This window comes from Actinoalloteichus caeruleus DSM 43889 (assembly GCF_000429185.2).
GTDB lineage: Bacteria > Actinomycetota > Actinomycetes > Mycobacteriales > Pseudonocardiaceae > Actinoalloteichus_B > Actinoalloteichus_B caeruleus.
Genome location: NZ_AUBJ02000001.1, coordinates 5,847,284 through 5,869,448 on the forward strand (window position 1 = coordinate 5,847,284; position 22,165 = coordinate 5,869,448).

A 22,165-nucleotide genomic window follows, 5' to 3' on the forward strand; every position below is an offset into this window, starting at 1 on the left:
CCCACCTCCGGTTCCCTCGAGGAGGACAAGATGGTTGCGACCACCACGACCGACCTGGACCTGACCCCCTACGGCGGCGTGACCCCCGACGCCGCGTGGCGGGAGGAGGTGCTGCGCCTCGCCGAGGAGCGCGACGCGGTGCTGCTGGCGCACAACTACCAGCTCCCGGAGATCCAGGACGTCGCGCACCACACGGGAGACTCGCTGGCGCTGAGCAGGATCGCCGCCAGCAGCACGGCGTCCACCATCGTCTTCTGCGGTGTGCACTTCATGGCCGAGACGGCGAAGATCCTCAGCCCGGAGAAGACCGTGCTGATCCCCGACGAGCGGGCCGGGTGCTCACTCGCCGACTCCATCACCGCCGAGCAGTTGCGGGAGTGGAAGGCCCAGCACCCCGGGGCGGTGGTCGTCTCCTACGTCAACACCACCGCGGCGGTGAAGGCCGAGACCGACGTCTGCTGCACCTCCTCCAACGCGGTGGACGTGGTGCGTTCCATCCCCGAGGACCGCGAGGTGCTCTTCTGCCCGGACCAGTTCCTGGGCGCCCACGTCAAGCGGGTCACCGGCCGGGAGAACCTGCACATCTGGGCCGGCGAGTGCCACGTCCACGCCGGCATCAACGGCCCCGAGCTGGCGGAGAAGGCCGCGGCCAACCCGGACGCCGACCTCTTCATCCACCCCGAGTGCGGCTGCGCGACCTCCGCGCTCTACCTGGCCGGTGAGGGAGCCGTCCCCGCCGACCAGGTCAAGATCCTCTCCACCGGCGACATGCTCACCGCGGCCCGGTCCACCAACGCCAGCTCCGTGCTGGTGGCCACCGAGGTCGGCATGCTGCACCAGCTCCGCCGGGCCGCTCCGGAGATCGACTTCCGCGCGGTGAACGACAGGGCGTCCTGCCGCTACATGAAGATGATCACGCCAGCCGCGTTGCTCCGCTGCCTGCGCGAGGGCCTCGACGAGGTCACCGTGGACCAGGAGACCGCGGAACGCGGCCGGGACGCGGTCCGGAGGATGATCGCCATCGGGCAGCCCGGCGGCGGGGAATGAACACCGGCGACCAGGGCACACCGCGCTGGGAGGCCAGCGCGGACCTCGTGGTCGTCGGATCCGGCGTGGCCGGACTGACCTCGGCGCTGCGCGCCACCAGCCTCGGGCTCCGAGTGCTGGTCATCAGCAAGGGCGAACCGTCCGAGGGCGGCACCGCCTGGGCCCAGGGCGGCGTGGCGGTCGTCCTCCCCGACGGCCCCGACGACGACACCCCCGAACGGCACATCGCCGACACCCTCACCGCCGGGGTGGGGCTCTGCGATCCCGGCACCGTGGACGCGGTCGTCCGCGCCGGCCCCGCCGCCGTCACCGACCTGCGGGACCTGGGAGCTGTCTTCGACCGGGGCGCCGACGGGCGGCTCGACCGCACGCGGGAGGGGGGCCACACCGCGTTCCGGGTCGTCCACGCCGGCGGGGACGCCACCGGGGCCGAGGTCGAACGCGCCCTGCTGTCCGCCGCCCGCGGCGGTCCGGCCCTCCTCACCGGCCACACCGCGGTCGAGGTGCTGCGGGGCCGGTCGGGCGGTGTCGCCGGCCTGACGGTGCTCGACGCCGACGGCGTGCCCGGCGTGGTCCGCGCCCCCGCCGTCCTGCTGGCCACCGGGGGCCTCGGCCAGCTCTACCGCGCCACCACCAACCCGGCGGTGGCCACCGCCGACGGGATCGCGCTCGCCCTGCGCGCCGGAGCGAAGGTCGCCGACCTGGAGTTCGTGCAGTTCCACCCCACCGTGCTCTACACCTCGGCCGACGCGACCGGCAGCCGACCGCTGGTGACCGAGGCGGTCCGAGGCGAGGGAGCGGTCCTCGTGGACGCCACCGGAGCCCGGGTGATGGCGGGCGTGCACCCGTTGGGTGACCTGGCCCCCCGGGACGTCGTGTCCCGGGCGATCGGCGCCCACCTGGCCGCCGCGCCCGGCGGCGTGGACGACCACGTCTTCCTCGACGCCACCCACCTCGCCGGCGGCGCCTTCGCCCGCCGGTTCCCCACCGTCAGCGCCGCCTGCCGCCGCGCGGGCATCGACCCCGAGGTTGAGCCCATCCCGGTCGCTCCGGCCGCGCACTTCTCCTGCGGCGGTGTCCTCGCCACGGTGCACGGGCGCACCAGCGTCCCCGGCCTCTACGCGGCGGGGGAGACCGCGAGGACCGGACTGCACGGCGCGAACCGGCTGGCCTCCAACAGCCTGCTCGAAGGGCTGGTCACGGGACGACTCGCCGCCGAGGCGGTCGCCGGTGACCTCGACGCCGGCCTGGTCGGCGGCCCCTGCGCCGTGGACCGGGCACCCCTGCCCGCCAGCGGCATCTGCGACCGGGACGTCGTGCAGCGGGTGATGACCCGGCACGCCGGTCTCGGCCGGGACGCGGCGGGACTGGCCACGGCCCACGCCGAGCTCGAGGCCCGCTCGGTGTCCCGCCCGCTGTCCACCCGGCGGCTCGCCGAGGACGCCGCCCTCACCCTGGTGGCGAGGACCCTGCTCGCCGCCGCCGCACACCGCACCGAGTCCCGGGGTTGCCACCAACGCCTGGACCACCCCGGACGCGAGGACGAGGTCTGGAGGCGGTCCACGGCGTTCCGGCTCGACGTGTTCGGCGAGCCCATCGCCGTGGACGCACCCGCCCTCGGAGCCGCCGCGTGAACCGCCGCGCCGCCACCGGCCCCCGCCCCGAGCCCCCCCGGGGCCACCCGCACGAGGAAGGTGCGATCGTGAGCACTGCCCCAGCCGCCCCCGCCCTGTCCGACTCCGTGGCCACCGCCCTCACCACCGCCGGGCTGGACCCCTCGGAGATCGCGACGCTGATCGCCACCGCCCTGCGCGAGGACCTGCGGTACGGGCCGGACGTCACCACCGAGGCGACCGTCCCCGCCGACCAGTGGGCCGTGGCCGACATCGCGCCGAGATCGCCGGGGGTGCTCGCCGGGCTCCCCCTGGTCCGGGCCGTCTGCGACCTCCACCTCGGCCCCCGGGGGTACGAGGTGGTGGAGGCGCTCTCCGACGGTGACCGCGTCGTGGCCGGGCAGCCAGCGATGCGGCTACGCGGACCGGTGCGGGGGCTGCTCACCGTCGAACGGACCGCGCTCAACCTGCTCTGCCACCTCTCCGGCATCGCCACCGCCACCGCCGCCTGGGTGGACGCGGTGGCCGGCACGGGCTGCGTCATCCGGGACAGCCGCAAGACCCTGCCGGGGCTGCGTTCGGCGCAGAAGTACGCGGTGCGGTGCGGCGGGGGCTCGAACCACCGGATGGGACTGGGGGACGCGGTCCTGATCAAGGACAACCACGTCGTGGCGGCGGGCTCGGTCACCCACGCGCTCGCCGCCGTGCGGGAACACGCCCCCGACCTCCCGTGCGAGGTCGAGGTGACCACGCTGGAGGAGCTGGACGCGGTGCTCGCCGCGCGCGCCGACGAGGTGTTGCTGGACAACTTCACCGTCGAGCAGTGCGCCGAGGCGGTGCGCCGCCGGGACGCCGCCGGAGCCAGCGGCACCCGGTTGGAGGCCTCCGGCGGGCTCACACTGGCGGTCGCCGCCTCCTACGCGGCCACCGGCGTCGACTACCTCGCGGTGGGGGCGCTCACCCACTCCGCTCCGGCGCTGGACCTGGGGCTGGACCTGGACTGACCCCGTGCCCACCCGCCATCCGCTCGCCCGCGACCAGGTGGCCGTCGGTCCTCAACCGACGATGGCCAGTTGGGCGACGACCACCAGCACCAGCAGCAGCGGCCCCCGCGACAGTTCGCGGATCAGGTTCAGCGGCATCGGTCCGAGCCCGGTGTCGTAGAGCGTCAGGTCGTAGGACAGCGGGGGGCGGGTGGCGAGCCGGTAGGTGACCAGCACCGCGCCGAGCACCGACACCGCCGAACACCACCACGTCGAGGACGGCAGGGCGGGAGCCGTCAACAGCACCCACAGCAGCGCGCCCACACCCGGCACCACCAGATGGGCGAGCAGCAAGTGGCGATCGGTGCCGCCCAACGCCCGCCGCAGACCGGGCGAACGCGCCACCGTCCGCAGCCCCCGGCGAGCCGGTCGGTGGCCAGCGCCGCGCCCAGCGCCTGGACCACCGCGACCGTCGCCTCGGGCAGCGCCACGCCCGCCACCGCGTAGGGCACGAGCAGCAGGACCGCCCACACCACACCCCGCGCCGGCCGACGCAGCAGGCGGAGGCAGTCGGCGCGGAGCGACACCGTCACCCGCGTCCCCCGCAGCCGCCGCGACCGAACCCGGCCCCGGCGTCGCATCGCCTTCTCGTCGAGAGCCGACGAGAGCACCGAGAGGTCCAGCCACCACACCGCCACGGACGCGGTGCCCGCGAGGTCGGCACCAGCGGTGAGGGTGGCCCGCCCACCCGGGCCAGCCGAACCCACGAGGCGAGCGAGGCGGCCACCGCCACCACACCCAAGACGACCACCCAGGCCGACGAGGGCGCGGGCAGGGTGACCATCCACCCCGCCGGTGCGGCGAGGACCACCCCGCCCACCACGCAGGCGGCCAGCACCCCGTCCACGGCCCACCGCAGCCGACGCGGCCCGTCCGGAACCGATTGGCCCAGCACCGCGACCGCCACCGCCAGCGCACCACCGGCCACCCCGGCGGCACCGGCGAGCAGGACGTCCGGGCCGCGCAGGGACGCCAACGCGGCCAGCACCACCCCGACGAGCCCGCCCAGCGCCGCGATCCCGGATGACAGGGCGACCATCGTCGGAGCCAGGAAGCCCCGGCGGCTCACCGGCGCGCCCAACAGCCAGAACCGCTTCGTCGCGCCGACGACCACAGGTCCGATGGTCAGCAGGGAACGGACCACCCCCGCCCAGGCGGCGACCGCGCCCACCAGCACCAACCAGCGCAGCGACGCCAGCTCCTCGGGCGCCGGCACCGCCGGCCCCCCTGCCACGGCGGAGACGAAGCTGACCAGGGCACCGGCCACCACCAGAGCGACCAGGACCGGCGAGGAGAGGTCCCCCACCCGACCCATCGCCCCACGCCCACCCCGCTCCCGCCGCGCCGCGCGCAACCGGGCCCGCAGCGCACGCGCCGTGGGAGGTGGGGAACCCACCGCCGGGACCGTCGTGCCCGGCCCACCGGCGCGCCGGACCGCGGTCACGGAGCGACCGTGACGACGTCGTCCGCCACCGCGTCGACCAGGGCGGAGTGGTGGGACGCGAAGAGCACCGCCGTCCCGGCCGCCTTCTCCGCGAGGAGCCTCTCCCGCAACCAGTCGTGCCCACTCTCGTCCAGCCGCTGCTCGGGCTCGTCGAGGACCAGCGCGCGCCGTGGCCGGACGAGGCAGGAGGCCAGGGCCAGCCGCCGCGCCTGCCCGCTCGACAGCGTCGCGGGGAGGTTGTCCCGCACGGACCGCAGTCCACAGTCCACGACGGCGGCGTTGACCACCGCCGGGTCGTCGACCCCGTGTGCCCAGGCCACCACCAGCAGGTGCTCCACGACGGAGAGGTCAGGGAAGGAGGCCGCGTCGTCCAGGGCGGCGGCGACCGAGGCGCGGAAGGCGGGCGAGGTCTCGTCGAGCGGAGCCCCGTCGAACAGCACCTCTCCCGAGGTCGGCGCCTCCGCGCCCACGGCACAGCGCAACGCCGTCGACTTGCCCGCGCCGTTCGGTCCGACCACCGCCACCGCCCGACCCGCCTCGAGGGCGAGGTCGAGGCGGTCCAGGACGACGTGGTCACCGAAGCGCACCGTCAGCCCCCGGAACTCCAGCAACGCCGTCCCCCGGCGTTCCGGGAGGGTGGGGGCCGGCGACGACGAGGTCGACGGTGGACGGTGCATGCGAGGACCTGCTCTCCGGAGGCGGTGGGCATCCCCCCGACAACGGCCGGTGCGTCGCCCCGGTTCCGCCCCGATCCCCGTCCTGGGCTGGCACCGTCCTGTCAGGACGAGCCGCCCGTCGAACGCCCCGAGGCCGTCCGAGCCACGAGCCCGGCCCGGGTGGGAGCGGCACGCGCCCGCTCCCGCGCCCAGGTCGGAGCCGGTGCCCAGCACGGCGACCCGCGCACTGGTCGTCGCGGTCGTCAGAGCCGCTGGTTGGCCAACACCGGCACCGAGTCCCGGGCAGCGGCGACCCGTGCCGAGTCGATGCCGGCGAGCACCACCTCGGGAGCGGAGCCCGCCGCGACCCGCACGGTGCCCAACGGGTCGACCACCATGCTGTGCCCCACCCCGGTGGGCGCCCGTCCCCCGGCCTGCTCGACGTCCGCGCCATCGGGAAGGGCCTGGCCGCAGGCCAGCACCCAGCTGGTCGAGTCGAGCGCGCGGGCCCGCACCAGGAGCTCCCACTGCCGCAGCTTGCCCGGCCCGGCGCCCCAGGACGCGGGCACCACCACCGCCTCCGCCCCCTCCGCCGCCAACCGGGTGAACAACGCGGGGAAGCGCAGGTCGTAGCAGGTGGCGAAACCCAACCGCATGCCCTCGACCTCGACGCTGACCAGCCGATCCCCCGAGGCCACGGTCGCCGACTCCTGGAAGCCGAACGCGTCGTACAGGTGGATCTTGTCGTAGTAGGTGTCCACCCCCCGCCCGGTGACCAGCAGGGTGTTGGTGACCCGGTCGTTCGGGGCCGGGGTGAACATGCCGGCGACCACGAGCAGCTCGTACTGGGCCGCGATCCGGCGGACCTCCGTCGCCCACGGCCCCTCCAGGCCCTCGGCGAGGGGGCGCAACGGGATCCCGAAGCACGCCATCGTCGCCTCCGGGAACACGACGACCTGGGCGCCGGCGGCGGCCGCCTCCGCCGCGCCGTGCCGGACCAGCTCCAGGTTGCTCGCGGGATCCGGTGTCGTGCTGAGCTGGCAGAGAGCCACCCGCAACGAGCCTGCCATCATCCACCTCGCCGTAGCCATCGTCGTGATCGGACACTCCGATCCTGCCCCACCCCGCGTCCACCGCGCCGGTTGGACCGATCGGGCGGGCGAGGAAGGCCACGCCCGGGGGAACCGAACGCCTCCGCCCGCGCCAGCCGGGGAACGCGGCGGACGGTCCGGCGGTCCGTCGGGTGTGCGGGCCGACCGGAGCGGAACCGCCGGTGGACCGCGCTCGCACCCCGCCGGGCACTCCGCGTGCCGGTCGTGGGACGCCGGTTCCTAGAGTTGGTGGGTGTTCGTCCGCCGCAGGCCCGTGGCCTTCCTCGCCCTGTCCGCCGTCGCGTTCTCCGCCGGGTGCACCACGCCGACCTCCGAGCGGACCGACGAGGTGCGGGCCGGCGACTCGATCGTGTTGGCCGAGATCGCCGAACCGGCCACCCTCCACCCGTTGCTGGGCTACGCCGAACAGGGCAAGGGCAAGTTCTACGACGGCCTGCTCACCCACGACGCGGAACGGGTCACGCGCCCCGCCCTGGCCCTGGAGGAACCCGAACCCTCCACGGACGGGACCACCTGGACGGTGCGCCTCCGCGAGGACGTCACCTTCCACGACGGTTCCCCCCTCGGCGCGGAGGACGTCGTCGCGACCTACCGGGCCGCGATCGACCCGGCCAGCGGGTCCCTGGTGGCCGCCGGTCTCGACGTGGTCGAGTCGGTCACCGAGCTCGACGACCACACCGTCCAGTTCGACCTGCGCCACCCCCACGCGTCCTTCCCCGACCTGTTGGTGCTGGGCATCGTCCCCAGCGAGGACGTGGCCGCCGGCCCCCTCGTCGACTCACCCCTGAACACCCAACCCGTCGGGACAGGCCCCTACCGGCTCGTCGAGTGGATCCAGGGCGAGCGGATGGTGTGGGAGGCCAACGAGGACTACTGGGACGGCGCACCCGAGATCGACCAGGTGACCGTCGTCTTCGGCCTGGGGTTCGAGGAGAGGGTCCGGGGGATGGGGGACCGGGAGCTCGACGGGGCGGTGCTGCACCCGTGGGAGGCCAGGGACCTCCCGGAACAGACCGAGCTGGAGGTCGTCCACCACGACAGCGGGGAGTTCCGGGCCGTGACGCTGCCCTCCGGTCACCCGGTCGCCGGGGACCCGGCCATCCGCCTCGCGTTGAACCTGGCCGTCGACCGCGCCGGCATGGTGGCCGACGTCCTCGGTGGGCACGGACAGCCGGCGCACACCCCGTTCCCGCCCACCCTCCCGGAGTTCGTCGACCCCGAGGCGTCCTTCGTCCTCGACGCCCCGCAGGCCCGCCGGATGCTGGAGAACGAGGGCTGGGACCTCGACGACGGCGAGGAGGTCCGCACCCGGGAGGGCACCCCCGCGCGCTTCACCCTGCTGCACCCGGACGACGACCCGCTGAGCGCCGAGCTCGCCGCCGCCTTCGCGGAGGGGGCGGCGAGCATCGGCGTGGAGGTGGGGGTCGAGGGGCTGCCCTGGGAGGACATCCTCCCCCGGGCCGGGAGGGACGCCGTGGTGGTCAGCCACGGGAACCCGCTGGACCCCGACCTCCAGGGCTACCCGTCGCTGCACTCCTCCTCGGTCGCCGAGGCCAACCTGGGCCGCTACGACAACCCCCAGGTCGACGCCTCGCTCGACGCCGCCCGCCTCGGCCTCGACCAGGCGGAGCGCACCGCCCACTACCGGGCCGCGCAACGGGCCTACGTGGCCGAGCCGGGGCTGGTGTACCTGGTCTTCCCCCGCCACAGCTACCTCCTGGGCCCGGGGTGGGCCGGGTACCAGCGGGTCACCGAGCCTCGCGGCCACGGGATGACCTGGGGGCCCTGGTGGAACCTGGAGGACTGGTCCCGGAACTGAGCGCCCCCGGGGGACGGGTGCGCGGTGGGCGGGAGGACGCACCGGTCCACGTGGACCCGCTGGCGCCCGGGCCCGGTGCGCGGGGCGGCAGGTGACGTTCCGCCGAGGGAGCCTTGGCTCCCGGTCCGCGCCTCACCTGATCAGGGGGCTCGGGGGTGAACGTCTTCCTCCCCGTGATCAACACACCTACCGTGGTCGAACGAGGACGACGGTGAGCGCGCCCGACGGAGAACCACCCCAGCGGCTCGGAGGCAGGCAGGTGAGCGGCATGTGGAGCAAGGACCGCACCCGGGACCACGTCGTGGGCGATCCCGCCTCGAGAACTCGGCACCCCCTCGTCCGGGACCGCGGCGCGCCCCCCGGCCGGGAAGCGGGACCGTCACCCCGGCGGGGCCGGCGAGGCGGCGCCCGCACCCGACCGCCAGGGCCGATCACCGCCTTCCTCCTCGCCGCGTTGACGGCGGCCGCCGCCTGCGCACCTCCCGCGCCGCTGGTCGAGGACACCCGCTCGACCAGCGGTACCCCGGCCGACCTCGTGGGACCGCCGCTGCCCGTCGACGAGTTCCCGGACCAGGTGGGGCGGGCGTGCGGGACCTGGGCGGACCTGAGCTGGCCGGTCAACGACCAGGCGGTGGACCACCCGGCGGGCGGCGGACTCGTCATCCGGGGCGGGAACCAGTACCACAACTACGGGGAGGACCTGCCGCTCGACGGGTCCTACCGGGAGTACGACGTCAACCCGCGCCCGCCGGGTGAGCGCCGGGACGCCGAGCGGCTGGTCCGGGACCGCGACACCCACGAGGTCTGGTACACCGCCGACCACTACGAGTCCTTCCGGCTGATCTCCGGTGGTTGCGGATGACGACGGCCGTGCCGACCCGGCCACGGCCCGCCCACCCGCTCCGCGGGTGGCAGGACGACAACCCCCCACCGCGCCGGCCGGGCCCACCCGGCCAGCCCCAGCGCCCGAGGACACCCCCACCATGACCGAGCCACTGGACGCGCCCGTACTCCCCGGACACCGATGGGCGGAACTGGCCCTGGACGACGAGATCACGACCGCGAGCCGGGGTGGCGAGGGCGGCGGAGCGAGTCCCGGTCGCTGGACCGTCGACGGTCGCCACTGCGCCACCAGGGCGCAGCTCTTCGACGAGTGGGCCAGGGCGCTGGGGTTCCCCGACTACTTCGGCCGCAACTGGGACGCCTTCGACGAGTGCCTGTCCGACCTCCTCACCGGTGGCGCCGGAATCGGCGTTCGGGAGGGGGGCCCGGGGTCCCGTGAGGAGATCACCGTGCGGCACGCGGAGAACCTCCTGGTGGCCGAACCCGTCACCGAGCTGACGACCTTCATCCGGGTGTTGGACGCGGTGGCGGGGTCGACCGGACCGGAACCGGGCGGAGCCGGACTGCGCGTGCTCTTCCGGACCTCCACCGACGAGGCCGGGGACCTCCGCGACCGGCTGCGGACGGCGGCCCCCGGCCGGGCCTGAGAGAGGTGGCGCTCCGGGGGTGCCGGCTGGCGCGGGTGGGCGTTCCCACCCGTGGGCCGAGGCGAGGCCGGAGCGGCGTCCCGGCGCCCAGCCGCCGCGCCGTTCCCGGGGTCTCGACCCTGGTCCCGAGGCCGGAGCCGCACCGCCTTCCCCCAAAAGTGTGACCCGGTTAGGCTGCGACGAGGTCTGTCACCGCACCGAGGGGGAAAAGTGGAGCTGAACCGGGTGCGAGCCGACACCCCGGCCTGTGAGGACCTGGTGTTCCTGGACAGCGCGGGCTCCTCCCTGCCACCCTCCGTGGTCCTCGACACGGTCACCGGCCACCTCCGCCGGGAGGCCGAGATCGGCGGCTACCGGGCCGCCGGCGAGCGCACCGACGACCTCGAACGCGGCTACCACAGCGCGGCCCGGCTGCTGGGGTGCCGGCCCACCGAGGTCGCCTTCCTCGGCAGTGCCGCCCAGGCCTGGTTGACCGCGCTCGACGCGGTACCCCTCGTGCCCGGCGACCGGGTGCTGATCAGCGAGGCCGAGTACGGGACCAACGCGGTCGAACTCCTCCGGCGGCGGGACGAGACGGGCATCTCCGTCGAGACCGTTCCGTCGGCCGAGGACGGGCGGCTCGACCTCGCCGCGCTGCGCCGGATGCTCGACGAACGGGTCCGCCTCGTGTCGCTGGTGCACATGCCGACCAACGGCGGCCTGGTCAACCCGGTGCGGGAGGCCGCGCTGGCCGCGCACCAGGTGGGCGCGCTGGTGCTGCTGGACGCCTGCCAGACCGTCGGACAGCGTCCCGTCGACGTGGACGCCCTCGGTGTGGACCTGCTCAGCGCCACCGGCCGCAAGTGGCTGCGAGCCCCCAGGGGGACCGGCCTGCTCGTGGTCCGGGAGGAGGTCCTGCCCCGGCTTCGCCCTCGGCTCGTCGACCACACCGCCGCCCAGTGGACAGCGCCCGGGCGGTACCGGATGCGGACCGACGCCCGGGTGTTCGAGCGGTTCGAGTTCGGGGTGGCCAACCGGCTCGGGCTGATCGCCGCGCTGGACTACGCGTGGGATCTCGGGATGGAGGCCATCGCCAGCGAGGTGGCCGACCGCGCGGCCCGCCTCCGCGCCGGCCTGGCCGCCCTCCCCGGCGTGCGCCTCTGGGACCTGGGCCCGGATCCGGGCGGCATCGTCACCTTCACCGTCGAGGGCCGCCCCGCCGGTCAGGTGCGGGACGCGCTGTGGGACCAGCGGGTCGCGGTCACGGTGAGCCCGCCGAACTCGACCCTGTTGGACGCCACCCGCAGGTCCCTTCCCGACCTGGTCCGGGCCTCCGCCCACTACTTCGTCTCGCCGGACCAGGTGGCCACCGCCGTCGCCGAGGTGGACAGGCTGGCCCGCTGACCGGTGCCACCGGACGGGGAGTCCGGTGCTGCTCGCCTGGTCGGGCCGTCCGCCACCGTGCGAGCCGCCGGACGCGGGGCGTGCCCCGGGGTGTCGGCCATCCAGGGCGCGGTATGACCAGCTCTGACGGGCGGCCGCGGGGCGGGCCCGCCCGCTCGGAACCGGACCCGCCCGCTCGCGACCGGACCCCGCTCAGGAACAGGTCTCCCCGATCACCCTGGGCACGCAGTCCGCGTAGGAGAGCAGCAGGTCCACCGCCTCGTCGTTGCGGGCGGTCTCCCGCTCGATGACCGAGTCCGGCGGGTAGAAGCCGCCGCCGCCGGCCCCCCTCGGGTACATCTCGAAGGTGTAGCTCCAGATCCCGTGGGCCGCCCACATCCAGTCGTCGATGCTCCCGTCGGTGATGTACAGCCCGCTGGCCTGCATGGGCGTGTACCCGTTGGTGGCCGCCAGCTGCCTGCCCAGGGTGGCGAACACCCTCGCGTCCCGCGCGGTGAGCCCGGGGCCGGTCTCGGCGTAGGTGTAGCCGTAGGGCCACAGCACCAGCTCCGAGTAGGTGTGCCAGTCGATGTGGGCCGTGATCCGCTGCTCACCGCCGACGACCCGGGACGCCACGAAGTCCCGCACCCTGGCGGTCTCGGGCGCGGAGAACGCCGCCGCCCCCCGGTAGGTGCTGCTGCCGGGGCTTCCGCTGGAGCCGCCGCAGCACCCCCACTGGTGTCCCCAGTTGCGGTTGAGGTCGGTGCCCTGCCCCTGGCGGTTCTTCCGCCAGCTCCGGAACTGCCCGGTGGCGATGTCGTACTCCTTGCCGTCGGGGTTGACCACCGGGACGACGTGGATCACGCGGCCGTCCACGACCCTGGTGATGTCCGGGTCGGTCCCGTAGCCGTCGGTGAACCGTTCGACGATGCGCAGGCACATCTCGGTGGTCAGGTGTTCCCTGGCGTGCTGGGAGCAGGTGAAGAGCACCTCGGGGACGTCGGGGCCGGGGGTGCCGATGCTGAGCAACCAGAGGTCACGCCCCTCGTGGGAGGCGCCGATGCTCGACATCCTCGCGATGTCCGGGTGCTCGCTCACCGTTCGCCGCAGCTCCGAGGTCACCTCGGCGAAGTCGTGGTAGCCCTGGTGGTTGGGGGGAAACGCCAGCGGATCGCTCGGGACGTCCTCCGTGCGCGGGGCCAGCGGTGCCGTGGGGAAACCGAGCCGTTCCACCTCGGCCAGCTGGTCCGGGGTGGCCAGCACCGTCAGCGCGTCGCCCTCCACCGCGAGGATGTCGACGCCGGTGCGGCTCACGGCGGTCCGGTCCCGGGCCTCGCCCGTGCCCTCGACCCGGTGGGGGGACGCCCCACTCCCGGGTCGGACCTCCTGCTGGGTCTCCTGTAGGGACGTGGACGCCGGAACGGCGGGTCGGGCGATGCCCGTCGCGCTGATCGGCGCGAGTAGCGCGAGGCAGCAGCCGGCCGCGAGAACCGCGGCGGACCGGCGAAGGGTGCGTGTGGTCGGGAACATCCTGCCTCCGGGTGATCGCGGAGCGTGATCCCCTGATGGTTCTCCACCTGGCCGGCGGTCCACAAGCAGGGAACCGCTCCCGGTTCCGTTCACTGTCAACAGCTGTGACCGGAGAGCCCCGTTCGTGGCCGCGTCCCGCCATCTACCCTTGGGGGGCGTTCCGGCCGGGACGCGGCCGGCGGGGCCTGGACCTGCCCGGACGGCCGCGAGCCCACCCGCAGCCCCGTGCGCGGGACCCGGAGCGCCGCGACGGAACGACGAGTGCGAGGAACCCGATGCTCACCCGAACAGACCTGCGGGACCGCGTCCCGTCCGCCGCCGAGTTGCGCGCGGTGCTGCCGCGCGCCGAGGTAGACGTGGACACGGTGCTGCATCGGGTGCGCCCGCTCGTCGAGGAGGTCCGGCGGTACGGGGTCTCGGCGGCGCTCGACCTCACCGAGCGCTTCGACGGTGTGCGCCCGGCCCGCGTCCGCGTCCCGGCCCAGGCCCTCGCCGACGCCGAGCGGGACCTCGAACCCGGGGTGCGGTCCGCGCTGGTGGAGAGCATCTCCCGCGCCACCCGGGTGCACGCCGCCCAACGCCGGCGGGACGTGACCACCCAGGTCGTGCCCGGCGGCACGGTGACCGAACGGTGGGTCCCGGTGGCCAGGGTCGGCCTCTACGTCCCCGGGGGCAACGCCGTCTACCCGTCGAGCGTGGTCATGAACGTCGTACCCGCCCAGCAGGCCGGCGTGGACTCGCTGGTGGTGTGCTCGCCGGCCCAGGCCGACTTCGGCGGGCTGCCGCACCCCACCATCCTGGCCGCCTGCCAGCTGCTCGGCGTCACCGAGGTCTGGGCGGTCGGGGGCGCGCAGGCGATCGCCCTGCTCGCCTACGGGGGGCAGGACACCACGGGGGAGGACCTGGTCCCCGTCGACCTGGTCACCGGGCCGGGCAACATCTACGTGACCGCCGCCAAGCGGGAACTGCGCGGGCTGGTCGGCATCGACGCCGAGGCCGGTCCGACCGAGATCGCCGTGCTCGCCGACCACACCGCCGACCCGGTCCACGTCGCCGCCGACCTCATCAGCCAGGCCGAGCACGACGAGCTGGCCGCCAGCGTGCTGGTGACCACCTCGTCCGACCTCGCCGACGCCGTGGACGCCGAACTGGCGCGCCGGGTCCCGGCCACCCGGCACAGCGAGCGGGTCCGGACGGCGCTGTCGGGCGCCCAGTCCGGCTGCGTGCTGGTCGCCGACCTGACCGACGGGCTGCGGGTGGTCGACGCCTACGCCGCCGAGCACCTGGAGATCCAGACCGAGGACGCCGGGGCGGTGGCCGCCCGGGTGCGCAACGCCGGAGCGGTGTTCGTCGGAGCCCACAGCCCCGTCTCGCTGGGCGACTACTGCGCCGGATCCAACCACGTGCTGCCCACCGGCGGCTGCGCCCGCCACTCCGGCGGCCTGTCCGTGCAGAGCTTCCTCCGGGGCATCCACGTCGTGGACTACTCCGAGCAGGCGCTCCGGGACGTCGCCGACGTCGTGGTCGCCCTGGCCGAGGCCGAGGACCTGCCAGCCCACGGGCAGGCCGTCACCGCGCGTTTCCGTCCCGAGTCTGGAGCTTCCAGTTGAGCAGCACCCCCGAGCCGCCCGCTTCCGCCGTGCCCGGTGCCCGTGTCGGGTTGGACGCCCTGCCGCTCCGCCCCGACCTGCGCGGCCGCAGCCCCTACGGGGCACCGCAGCTCGACGTGCCCGTCCGGCTGAACACCAACGAGAACCCCTTCCCGCCGCCCGCCGAGCTGGTGGCGGACGTCACCGCGGCGGTGGGCCGGGCCGCCGCCGAGCTGCACCGCTACCCGGACCGGGACGCCGTGGCGCTGCGCGCCGACCTGGCGGCCTACCTCTCCCGGGCGACCTCCACCCCGCTGGACGCCCGCAACGTGTGGGCGGCCAACGGCTCCAACGAGATCCTCCAGCAGCTGATGCAGGCCTTCGGCGGCCCCGGCAGGACGGCGTTGGGCTTCGAGCCGTCCTACTCGATGCACCCCATCATCGCCGCCGGCACCCGCACCGAATGGGTCGCCGCGCCCCGGCGCGCCGACTTCTCGCTGGACACGGCCGCCGCGGCGGAGACCGTGCGCTCCCGGCGGCCCGACGTCGTGTTCGTCACCAGCCCCAACAACCCGACGGGGCAGTCGGTGCCGCTGGCCGACCTGCGCACCGTGCTGGACGCCGCCACCGGGATCGTCGTCGTCGACGAGGCCTACGCCGAGTTCTCCTCCGCCCCCAGCGCGGTGTCGTTGATCGACGAGTACCCGGACCGGTTGGTGGTCAGCCGGACGATGAGCAAGGCGTTCGCCTTCGCCGGGGGGCGTCTCGGCTACCTCGCCGCCGCCCCGGCGGTCGTCGACGCGTTGCTGCTCGTCCGGCTCCCCTACCACCTGTCCGTCCTGACCCAGGCCGCCGCCAGCGCCGCGCTCCGCCACGCCGACGCGACGCTGAAGTCGGTGCGGACCCTCGTCGAGGAACGGCACCGCGTCGCCGACGGGCTCGGGGCGCTCGGGTTCGACGTGGTGGACTCCGACGCCAACTTCCTGCTGTTCGGCCGTTTCCCCGACGCGGGCGCGGCCTGGCGCGCCTACCTCGACTACGGTGTGCTCGTTCGTGACGTCGGCATCCCGGGGCACCTGCGGGTGACCGTGGGCACGGCCGAGGAGAACGACGCCTTCCTCGCCGCGAGCAGGGGTCTCGCCGAGGGGGCCGCAGACGGGAAGGACCAGCGGTGAACCGCATCGCGCGGGTGGAACGCACCACCAGGGAATCCTCGGTCGACGTGGAGGTCGACCTCGACGGCGCCGGGAAGGTCGAGATCGACACCGGCGTGCCCTTCTACGACCACATGCTGACCGCGCTCGGGACCCACGCGGCCTTCGACCTCCGGGTGCGGGCCAGCGGTGACACCGAGATCGACGCGCACCACACCGTCGAGGACATCGCGATCGTGCTGGGGCAGGCGCTCCGGGAGGCGTGGGGCGACAAGAAGGGGGTCCGCCGCTTCGGGGACGCCTGGATCCCGATGGACGAGACCCTGGCGCACGCGGCCGTCGACCTGTCCGGCCGGCCGTACTGCGTGCACACCGGTGAGCCGGAGACCTACAACACCTTCACCATTGGTGGGAACTACCCCTTCGTGCTCAACCGGCACGTCTTCGACTCGTTGGCCTTCCACGCCCAGATCGCGCTCCACGTGCGGGTGATCCACGGTCGGGATCCGCACCACATCACCGAGGCCCAGTTCAAGGCGGTGGCCAGGGCGCTGCGGGCCGCCGTCGAGCCGGACGAGCGGCTGCGGGGAGTGCCCTCCACCAAGGGCGCCCTCTGACCGAGCACCGGTACGGCGCGGGGGGAGCCCCGCGCCGCTACCACGGTCCGCCCCGGCGCGGGCGCCGGCTGACGACGTGTCACGACGAGAAAGGGTTCCGCGTGGAGTTCACCTGGGTGTCGATCGTGCTGCTCGGGGTGGCGGGTTTCCTGTTGGGAGGGGCCTGGTCGCTGCGCCGGACCAGCCGGGCGGGCGTGGTGGTCCTCCTGGTCGGCGCGGTGCTCGCCGCCGCGGGAGCGGTGCTCTGGACGGGCTGAGCCCAGCCACCTGGTCGCCGACGGCAGGGTGGTGACCGGCAGACCAGCCACCCGCCGTTGGCGCTGAGGTGGAACACGTGCCTGCCCCGGGTCATGCCTCCGGCGTCCACGACGAGCACGACGGGTGCGCCCCCGCGGTGCGGACGGCCCCGGCCGTCGCCTCGTCAGGGGAGACGCACGGCGTGGCCCCGCACCGGGCGTAGCCCCTCCCGGCGGATCGAGGCAGGGGACTTCGCCGTCGTGCCGTGGAACGACGTCGGTGGGGGGTGGCGGAGGTGAGGCCGGGGTCGAGGGGCACCGGGGGCCCCTGGCTCGCCCGCATCCACGAGCCGGACCCGTCGTCGGCGAAGCGCTTCCGGTCGTTCTCGCCGACCAACCCGGTCCAGGGCGCCGGTCGATCCGGTGCCCTCGTCCCGCAAGCCCCGCGAGCCGGGGCTCGACCGACACCCACCCCGCGGCGCCCGGGGAGACCCCCAGCGTTCCCGGGTCGCGCCGGAGTGCGTGGGCCAGGACGCGCGGGATCCCGCCGGGGTCGATGTTCCGCGCGGTCCGCCCCGCCACCCCGGCCGCACGACCCACCTCCGCCGCGTCCCGGCTGGTCGGCGTCCTTTCGTGGATCAGCGGCCACCCTCGCGTGACGGTCGCAGCATGGGGGCTCCCGGGCCCTGCGCGGCCAGCTCGTCGTCCGGGTTGTGCAGCCCGCAGGTGGCCAGCGAGAGGCAGCCGCAGCCGATGCACGAGTCGAGGCGGTCCCGCAGCCGCACCATCCCGTCGATGCGGGTGTCGAGTTCGGACCGCCACTGCCGGGAGAGCCGCGCCCAGTCCGCCTTGGTCGGGGTGCGCCCTTCCGGAAGGGTGGTGAGCGCCGCCTGGATGTCCTCCAGGCTCAGACCGACCCGCTGCGCGGAACGGATGAAGGCGAGCCGGCGCAGGACGGACCGCTCGTAGCGGCGCTGGTTCCCGCTGGTGCGGTGGGAGGAGATCAGGCCGCGGTCCTCGTAGAAGCGCAGGGCGCTGTGGGGGACTCCGCTGCGGTGGGCGATCTCGCCGATGCTGAGGGTGGGGCTGCTCGCGGGCATGGGACAGCCTAACCCTTGACCTAAACCAATGTCGAGGTATCAGGCTGGGGTCATGATGATGAAGAACCCCACCACCCCCACCACCACGCGGTGGGGGTACGCGGACCTGCCAGCCCTCGTCCGCCGGATGACCGGCGACGAGAAGCACCACTCCGCGTCCTCCTCCACCCTGGACGTCCTCTGGGTCCTCTACGACCGGATCCTCGACGTCAGCCCCGAGCGGATCGACGACGAGGGGCGCGACCGCTTCCTGCTCTCCAAAGGGCACGGTCCGATGTCCTACTACGCGGTGCTCGCGGCCAAGGGGTTCCTCGACGCCGACCAGTTCCCGGACTGGGCGTCCTTCGGCTCCCCCCTCGGCCACCACCCCGACCGGATGCTGCTCCCGGGGGTGGAGATCGGCAGCGGCTCCCTGGGTCACGGGCTCCCCCTGGGCGTCGGCACCGCGTTGGGACTGCGCGCCCGGGGCATCGGCTCCCGCGTCGTGGTCCTCACCGGGGACGCGGAGCTGGACGAGGGCAGCAACCACGAGGCCATCGCGGTCGCCGGTCGACTGGGGCTGGAGCAGCTGACCACGGTGGTCGTGGACAACGACTCCGCCTCGTACGGCTGGCCAGGCGGCATCGAGGACCGGTTCACCCGGGAGGGCTGGAACGGGGCCACCGTGGACGGACGGGACCACGACGCGCTGTACGCGGCGTTCACCAGGCCCTCGAACGGGCGGCCCTCGGTGGTCGTCGCCCAGGTCGAACCGTACGACGACGACGCTTCCGAGAGCCAGGACCAGGGCACGGCCACGACGACGGAGGAGCAGACCCGATGAGCACCCGACCCGCCACCAGCAGCGAGATCGACGAGCGGCCCACCCGGACCATGCGCGACGTGTTCGTCGAGACGACCACCGCCCGCTTCGACACCGACGACCGGCTGGCCGTGGTGCTGGCCGACATCAGCGCGGACAGTTTCGCCCCGGCGGCGGCCCGCTGGCCGGACCGCGTGCTCAACGTCGGGATTCGTGAACAGGCCATGGTCGGGGTGGCCGGCGGCCTCGCGTTGACCGGTCTCCGCCCCGTGGTCCACTCCTACACCCCGTTCCTGGTGGAACGGCCCTTCGAACAGCTCAAGATCAGCATCGGTCACCAGGGGGTGGGTGCGGTGCTCGTCAGCATCGGCGCCTCCTTCGACGCCAGCAGCGAGGGACGCACCCACCAGGCACCCGGGGACGTGGCCCTGCTCGACACGCTGCCGGGGTGGCGGGTGCACGTCCCCGGCCACCCCGACGAGGTCCCCGCGCTGTTGCGGGACGCCTTCGACTCCGACGGCCCCGTCTACGTGCGGTTGTCCGGTCAGACCAACTCCACGCCGATGCCGGTCGGCGCCGGATTCCACCAGGTCAGGGGCGGGTCAGGCTCGGACAGGGGGGTGGTGCTCGCGGTAGGCCCCGTGCTCGACCAGGTCATCGAGGGCGTCGGGGACCTCGACGTCACCGTGCTCTACACCCCGACCGTCCGGCCCTTCGACGCGGTCGGCCTGGCCGAGGCGGTCGGTCGTGCCCGGCACGCCGACGTCATGCTGGTCGAGCCTTACCTGGCGGGAACCTCCGCGCACCGGGTGGGCTCGGCGCTCGAGGCCGTGCCCCACCGCGTCCGGTCGCTGGGCGTGTCCCGGGACGCCGAGTTGCGCGCGTACGGCACACCCGAGGAGCACAGGGCGGCGCACGGCTTGGACGCGACGAGCATCGGGCTGGCCGCCCGGGAGTTCTTCCGACCGTGACGGCGTCAGCCAATATCACTAGTGGCTATCGCCCAAGAGGTTGATTGCCACTGCTACACCGATGGGGTTGTGTGGGCGGCGGCAATTCGCACGGCAGTTCGAAGGAAGGAACCGTGATGGCGCCGTCCTCACCCACCGTCGCAAGTTGGGAACTGGGACTTCGGCTTCGTGAACGTCGGGAGCTGATGGGGCTCACGGCGCAGGCGGTGGCCAAGCGCAGCGGGTGCACCCAGGGCTACCTCTCGGAGGTCGAACGGGGAAAGACCAAGATCGCCGAGGAACGGCTGGCCGCGTTGACCGAGATCTACGAGTTCCACCGCGACGAGGCCGAGGAACTGGCGGCGCTGCGGCGCGACGCCAACCAACGCCCGTGGTGGAACTCCTACTCGGCCCTGTTCAGCGACGACCTCCTCCGGTTCTTCGGCTACGAGCACGGCGCGGAGAGCTGCCGCGCCTACGACGGGGGCCTGGTGCCCGGTCTCCTCCAGACCGAGGACTACGCCCGCGCGGTGATCCGGGGAGGGGGCCCCAACATCCGGCTCGCGGAGGTCGACCGGCGGGTCGAGGCGCGGATGCAGCGCAAACAGCGGCTCACCGGCCCCACACCCATCCACTACACGGCGGTGATCAACGAGGCCGTCCTCCGCCAACACGTCGGAGGCCCCCGGGTGCTGGCCGACCAGCTCACCTACCTCGTCGACATGATCGAGTCCTGCCCGGACACCCTCGACCTGCGGGTCGTGCCCTTCACCGCGGACGCCTACCACGCGCTGGGCGGATCGACCTTCTACCTGCTCGACTTCGCCAGCTCGCGGTTACCCACGCTGGTCTGGCAGGAGACCGTCACCTCCACGGACCTGATCGATCACTACATGAGGGTCCGCGAGTACGATCTGGCGTACTCGCAGGCCGCCACGCTGGCCCTGAGCGCGGCCGACTCGTTAGCCCTCATCCGCCTGATCGCCAAGGAGCTGCTGTGACCAGTCGGGTGTCCCCCGTTCGTCACGATCGGTCGGCGCGCTCCTCCTGGTTCAAGTCGACGCGGAGCGCGGGCAACTCCTCCTGCGTGGAGGTGCGGTTCGTCTCCGGGGAAGCCGGGGTGCGGGACTCCAAGAACCCGCGCGGGCCGGCACTGGTCTTCGCCTCCTCGCAGTGGTCGGGCTTCGTGGGCAACGTGCGGCGGGGCTCGTTCGACGACACCCCCTGAGCGCCGGCTGGCGGTAGCTCGGTGGCGCGGATCTCACTCGGATCGGTGGTAGGCACCCGCACGCTTCGTGAGCGGTACGGATCCGGGGTCCCGAGACCCTGATCGGGTGCCGTCACGGTGAACAAGTGGGCGTGGTGACCTGTCCGGGGCCTGGCCGAGGTCGCCCTGGACGGGCGGAGCACCCGAGGCGGAGCACCCGAGGCGGGGTGGCCCGGGGCATCAGCCCCGGTAGGTGGTCCCCACCTTCCGCGTTCCGCCAGGGCCGCCGCCGCTCCGGCCGCTGACCAGGGCCTCGTCCGCGTGTGGCCCTCCGGTCGGGGCGGGAGGTGGCGGAACGCGGACGGGACGCCGAGGCCACTCGCGCCCGACCCGCTCCGGCGATGGCCGCCGCCGACCTCCCTCGGCGCGGCGTCCGTCACACCCCGCCTCCTCCCGACTCCGGCCCGTGGGCACGCCGGCCCGACGGTTTAGCCTGGACGCGTGGCATCAGTCGTCGTGTTGGATTACGGGTCGGGCAACCTCCGGTCCGTCGAGCGGGCGTTGGAGCGAGCGGGCGCCGAGGTGACGGTGACCTCCGACGCTCGCGCGGCCGTCGAGGCGGAGGGCCTGGTGGTGCCGGGCGTGGGCGCGTTCGCCGCATGCGCGGGAGGGCTGCGCGAGGTGGGCGGCGCCGAGATCGTGGACCGGCGCCTCCGCGACGGGCGCCCCGTCCTCGGGGTCTGCGTCGGCCTCCAGGTCCTCTTCGAACGCGGCGTCGAGCACGGGGTCACCGCCGACGGGCTCGGCCGGTGGCGGGGTCAGGTGGAGCGCCTGAAAGCGGATGTCCTACCCCACATGGGCTGGAACACGGTCCGCGTGCCGGCGGGCAGTCGGCTCTTCGCCGGCCTCGACCCGGAGACCCGCTTCTACTTCGTCCACTCCTACGCCGTCCGCACCTGGGAGCCGGACGGAACCGGCGGCGCGGGACCGCTGGTCACCTGGGGGCACCACGGCGAGGACTTCGTGGCCGCCGTGGAGGACGGTCCGCTGTGGGCGACGCAGTTCCACCCCGAGAAGTCGGCGGACGCGGGCGCGGTCCTACTCCGGAACTGGTTGCGGGAACTCCGGTGACCGGGCGCCGCTACCGCTCCGTGCGGCCCGGGAGGGGGTCCAGGTTCGTCGCGCTCCTGTTGATCGTCGTGATGACGGCGAGCGTCGGCCAGGCCGTGCTGGTCAACTTCGGGCTCTCGCTGTGGGAGGCGCTGGCCGTGCTGTTGCTGGTGATCGCGGTCCCCGCCGCCGTGGTGTTCGGCCGCAACCGGGACCGCGACCGCTGAGCCACGATGTGCCGCCCAGCGCGCCGGTACGGGGAACCGCTCCGGCGTCGGCGGCGC

The 22,165-nt window shown here is 74.1% G+C and carries 22 protein-coding genes and 1 pseudogene; 17 read left to right on the plus strand and 6 right to left on the minus strand.

Features of this window, described 5'->3' with window-relative positions; translation table 11 throughout:
• Positions 1-30 precede the first annotated feature (30 nt).
• The 3 genes from nadA (at position 31) to nadC (ending at position 3,664) form a co-directional block, all read left to right on the plus strand.
• A complete protein-coding gene (gene nadA, locus G443_RS23925; protein ID WP_026420038.1) occupies positions 31-1,047 on the plus strand; it encodes a quinolinate synthase NadA in 1,017 nt (338 codons plus the stop codon).
• Positions 1,044-2,681 carry an L-aspartate oxidase gene (locus G443_RS23930; protein WP_026420039.1) on the plus strand — a complete coding sequence of 546 codons (1,638 nt, stop codon included), beginning with the start codon at positions 1,044-1,046 and terminating at the stop codon, positions 2,679-2,681. The genes nadA and G443_RS23930 overlap by 4 nt, the downstream gene beginning before the upstream one ends.
• Positions 2,682-2,788: 107 nt before the next feature.
• On the plus strand, positions 2,789-3,664 hold the full coding sequence (nadC, locus tag G443_RS23935) for a carboxylating nicotinate-nucleotide diphosphorylase (protein ID WP_026420040.1): 876 nt from the start codon (positions 2,789-2,791) through the stop codon (positions 3,662-3,664).
• A gap of 51 nt (positions 3,665-3,715) precedes the next feature.
• Here nadC and G443_RS25940 read toward each other — a convergent pair.
• From G443_RS25940 to G443_RS23955, 4 genes and pseudogenes are all read right to left on the minus strand, one after another.
• Positions 3,716-4,341 (minus strand): annotated as a pseudogene (locus tag G443_RS25940) (DUF6297 family protein).
• The gene (locus G443_RS23945) at positions 4,233-5,147 is read right to left on the minus strand and encodes a DUF6297 family protein (RefSeq protein WP_372493000.1); all 915 of its coding nucleotides are present in this window, start codon (positions 5,145-5,147) and stop codon (positions 4,233-4,235) included. The pseudogene G443_RS25940 and the gene G443_RS23945 overlap by 109 nt, the downstream one beginning before the upstream one ends.
• Positions 5,144-5,824 (minus strand): ABC transporter ATP-binding protein, encoded by a 681-nt coding sequence (locus G443_RS23950; protein WP_081715624.1) that lies wholly within the window; start codon positions 5,822-5,824, stop codon positions 5,144-5,146. The genes G443_RS23945 and G443_RS23950 overlap by 4 nt, the downstream gene beginning before the upstream one ends.
• A 242-nt stretch (positions 5,825-6,066) precedes the next feature.
• Positions 6,067-6,873, minus strand: a complete 807-nt coding sequence (locus tag G443_RS23955) for a carbon-nitrogen hydrolase family protein (protein WP_103056441.1) — start codon at positions 6,871-6,873, stop codon at positions 6,067-6,069.
• Positions 6,874-7,147: 274 nt separating this feature from the next.
• Here G443_RS23955 and G443_RS23960 point away from each other — a divergent pair, with 274 nt between their 5' ends.
• The 4 genes from G443_RS23960 (at position 7,148) to G443_RS23975 (ending at position 11,607) form a co-directional block, all read left to right on the plus strand.
• The gene (locus G443_RS23960; protein WP_026420044.1) at positions 7,148-8,734 is read left to right on the plus strand and encodes an ABC transporter substrate-binding protein; all 1,587 of its coding nucleotides are present in this window, start codon (positions 7,148-7,150) and stop codon (positions 8,732-8,734) included.
• Positions 8,735-8,945: 211 nt separating this feature from the next.
• The gene (locus G443_RS23965; RefSeq protein ID WP_211237583.1) at positions 8,946-9,596 is read left to right on the plus strand and encodes a ribonuclease domain-containing protein; all 651 of its coding nucleotides are present in this window, start codon (positions 8,946-8,948) and stop codon (positions 9,594-9,596) included.
• 121 nt (positions 9,597-9,717) lie between these two features.
• Positions 9,718-10,224, plus strand: a complete 507-nt coding sequence (locus G443_RS23970; RefSeq protein ID WP_051314231.1) for a barstar family protein — start codon at positions 9,718-9,720, stop codon at positions 10,222-10,224.
• A 225-nt stretch (positions 10,225-10,449) separates the two neighbouring features.
• Entirely contained in the window at positions 10,450-11,607 is a 1,158-nt protein-coding gene (locus G443_RS23975) for an aminotransferase class V-fold PLP-dependent enzyme (protein WP_245588908.1), read from the plus strand.
• Positions 11,608-11,799: 192 nt separating this feature from the next.
• On the opposite strand, the gene G443_RS23980 is transcribed toward G443_RS23975, so the two are convergent.
• On the minus strand, positions 11,800-13,116 hold the full coding sequence (locus G443_RS23980) for a M14 family metallopeptidase (protein WP_081715626.1): 1,317 nt from the start codon (positions 13,114-13,116) through the stop codon (positions 11,800-11,802).
• A 275-nt stretch (positions 13,117-13,391) separates the two neighbouring features.
• Between G443_RS23980 and hisD the strand changes: the two genes are divergently transcribed.
• From hisD to G443_RS24000, 4 genes are all read left to right on the plus strand, one after another.
• Positions 13,392-14,726, plus strand: coding sequence for a histidinol dehydrogenase (hisD, locus tag G443_RS23985; protein WP_026420047.1), 1,335 nt, complete (start codon positions 13,392-13,394; stop codon positions 14,724-14,726).
• A gap of 29 nt (positions 14,727-14,755) precedes the next feature.
• Entirely contained in the window at positions 14,756-15,880 is a 1,125-nt protein-coding gene (locus G443_RS23990; protein WP_026420048.1) for a histidinol-phosphate transaminase, read from the plus strand.
• Complete coding sequence (hisB, locus tag G443_RS23995; protein WP_026420049.1) at positions 15,877-16,476, plus strand: imidazoleglycerol-phosphate dehydratase HisB; 600 nt, start codon at positions 15,877-15,879, stop codon at positions 16,474-16,476. Before G443_RS23990 ends, hisB begins: the two co-directional genes overlap by 4 nt.
• Positions 16,477-16,577: 101 nt before the next feature.
• Entirely contained in the window at positions 16,578-16,733 is a 156-nt protein-coding gene (locus tag G443_RS24000; protein WP_169731699.1) for a CG2302 family histidine operon protein, read from the plus strand.
• Positions 16,734-17,350: 617 nt separating this feature from the next.
• Here G443_RS24000 and soxR read toward each other — a convergent pair.
• Entirely contained in the window at positions 17,351-17,812 is a 462-nt protein-coding gene (soxR, locus tag G443_RS24005; protein WP_026420050.1) for a redox-sensitive transcriptional activator SoxR, read from the minus strand.
• A 52-nt stretch (positions 17,813-17,864) separates the two neighbouring features.
• On the opposite strand from soxR, the gene G443_RS24010 reads away from it, so the two are divergent.
• The 6 genes from G443_RS24010 to G443_RS24035 all read left to right on the plus strand — a co-directional run bounded on the left by G443_RS24010 (position 17,865) and on the right by G443_RS24035 (position 22,108).
• Positions 17,865-18,635 carry a thiamine pyrophosphate-binding protein gene (locus G443_RS24010; RefSeq protein ID WP_372493001.1) on the plus strand — a complete coding sequence of 257 codons (771 nt, stop codon included), beginning with the start codon at positions 17,865-17,867 and terminating at the stop codon, positions 18,633-18,635.
• A complete protein-coding gene (locus G443_RS24015; protein WP_211237584.1) occupies positions 18,632-19,585 on the plus strand; it encodes a transketolase family protein in 954 nt (317 codons plus the stop codon). The genes G443_RS24010 and G443_RS24015 overlap by 4 nt, the downstream gene beginning before the upstream one ends.
• 116 nt (positions 19,586-19,701) lie before the next feature.
• A complete protein-coding gene (locus G443_RS24020) occupies positions 19,702-20,565 on the plus strand; it encodes a helix-turn-helix domain-containing protein (protein WP_026420053.1) in 864 nt (287 codons plus the stop codon).
• Entirely contained in the window at positions 20,562-20,792 is a 231-nt protein-coding gene (locus tag G443_RS24025) for a DUF397 domain-containing protein (protein WP_245588909.1), read from the plus strand. Before G443_RS24020 ends, G443_RS24025 begins: the two co-directional genes overlap by 4 nt.
• Positions 20,793-21,272: 480 nt before the next feature.
• Entirely contained in the window at positions 21,273-21,902 is a 630-nt protein-coding gene (gene hisH, locus G443_RS24030; protein ID WP_030225497.1) for an imidazole glycerol phosphate synthase subunit HisH, read from the plus strand.
• Positions 21,899-22,108 carry a hypothetical protein gene (locus G443_RS24035; RefSeq protein ID WP_026420056.1) on the plus strand — a complete coding sequence of 70 codons (210 nt, stop codon included), beginning with the start codon at positions 21,899-21,901 and terminating at the stop codon, positions 22,106-22,108. Before hisH ends, G443_RS24035 begins: the two co-directional genes overlap by 4 nt.
• The last annotated feature ends 57 nt before the right edge of the window (positions 22,109-22,165 follow it).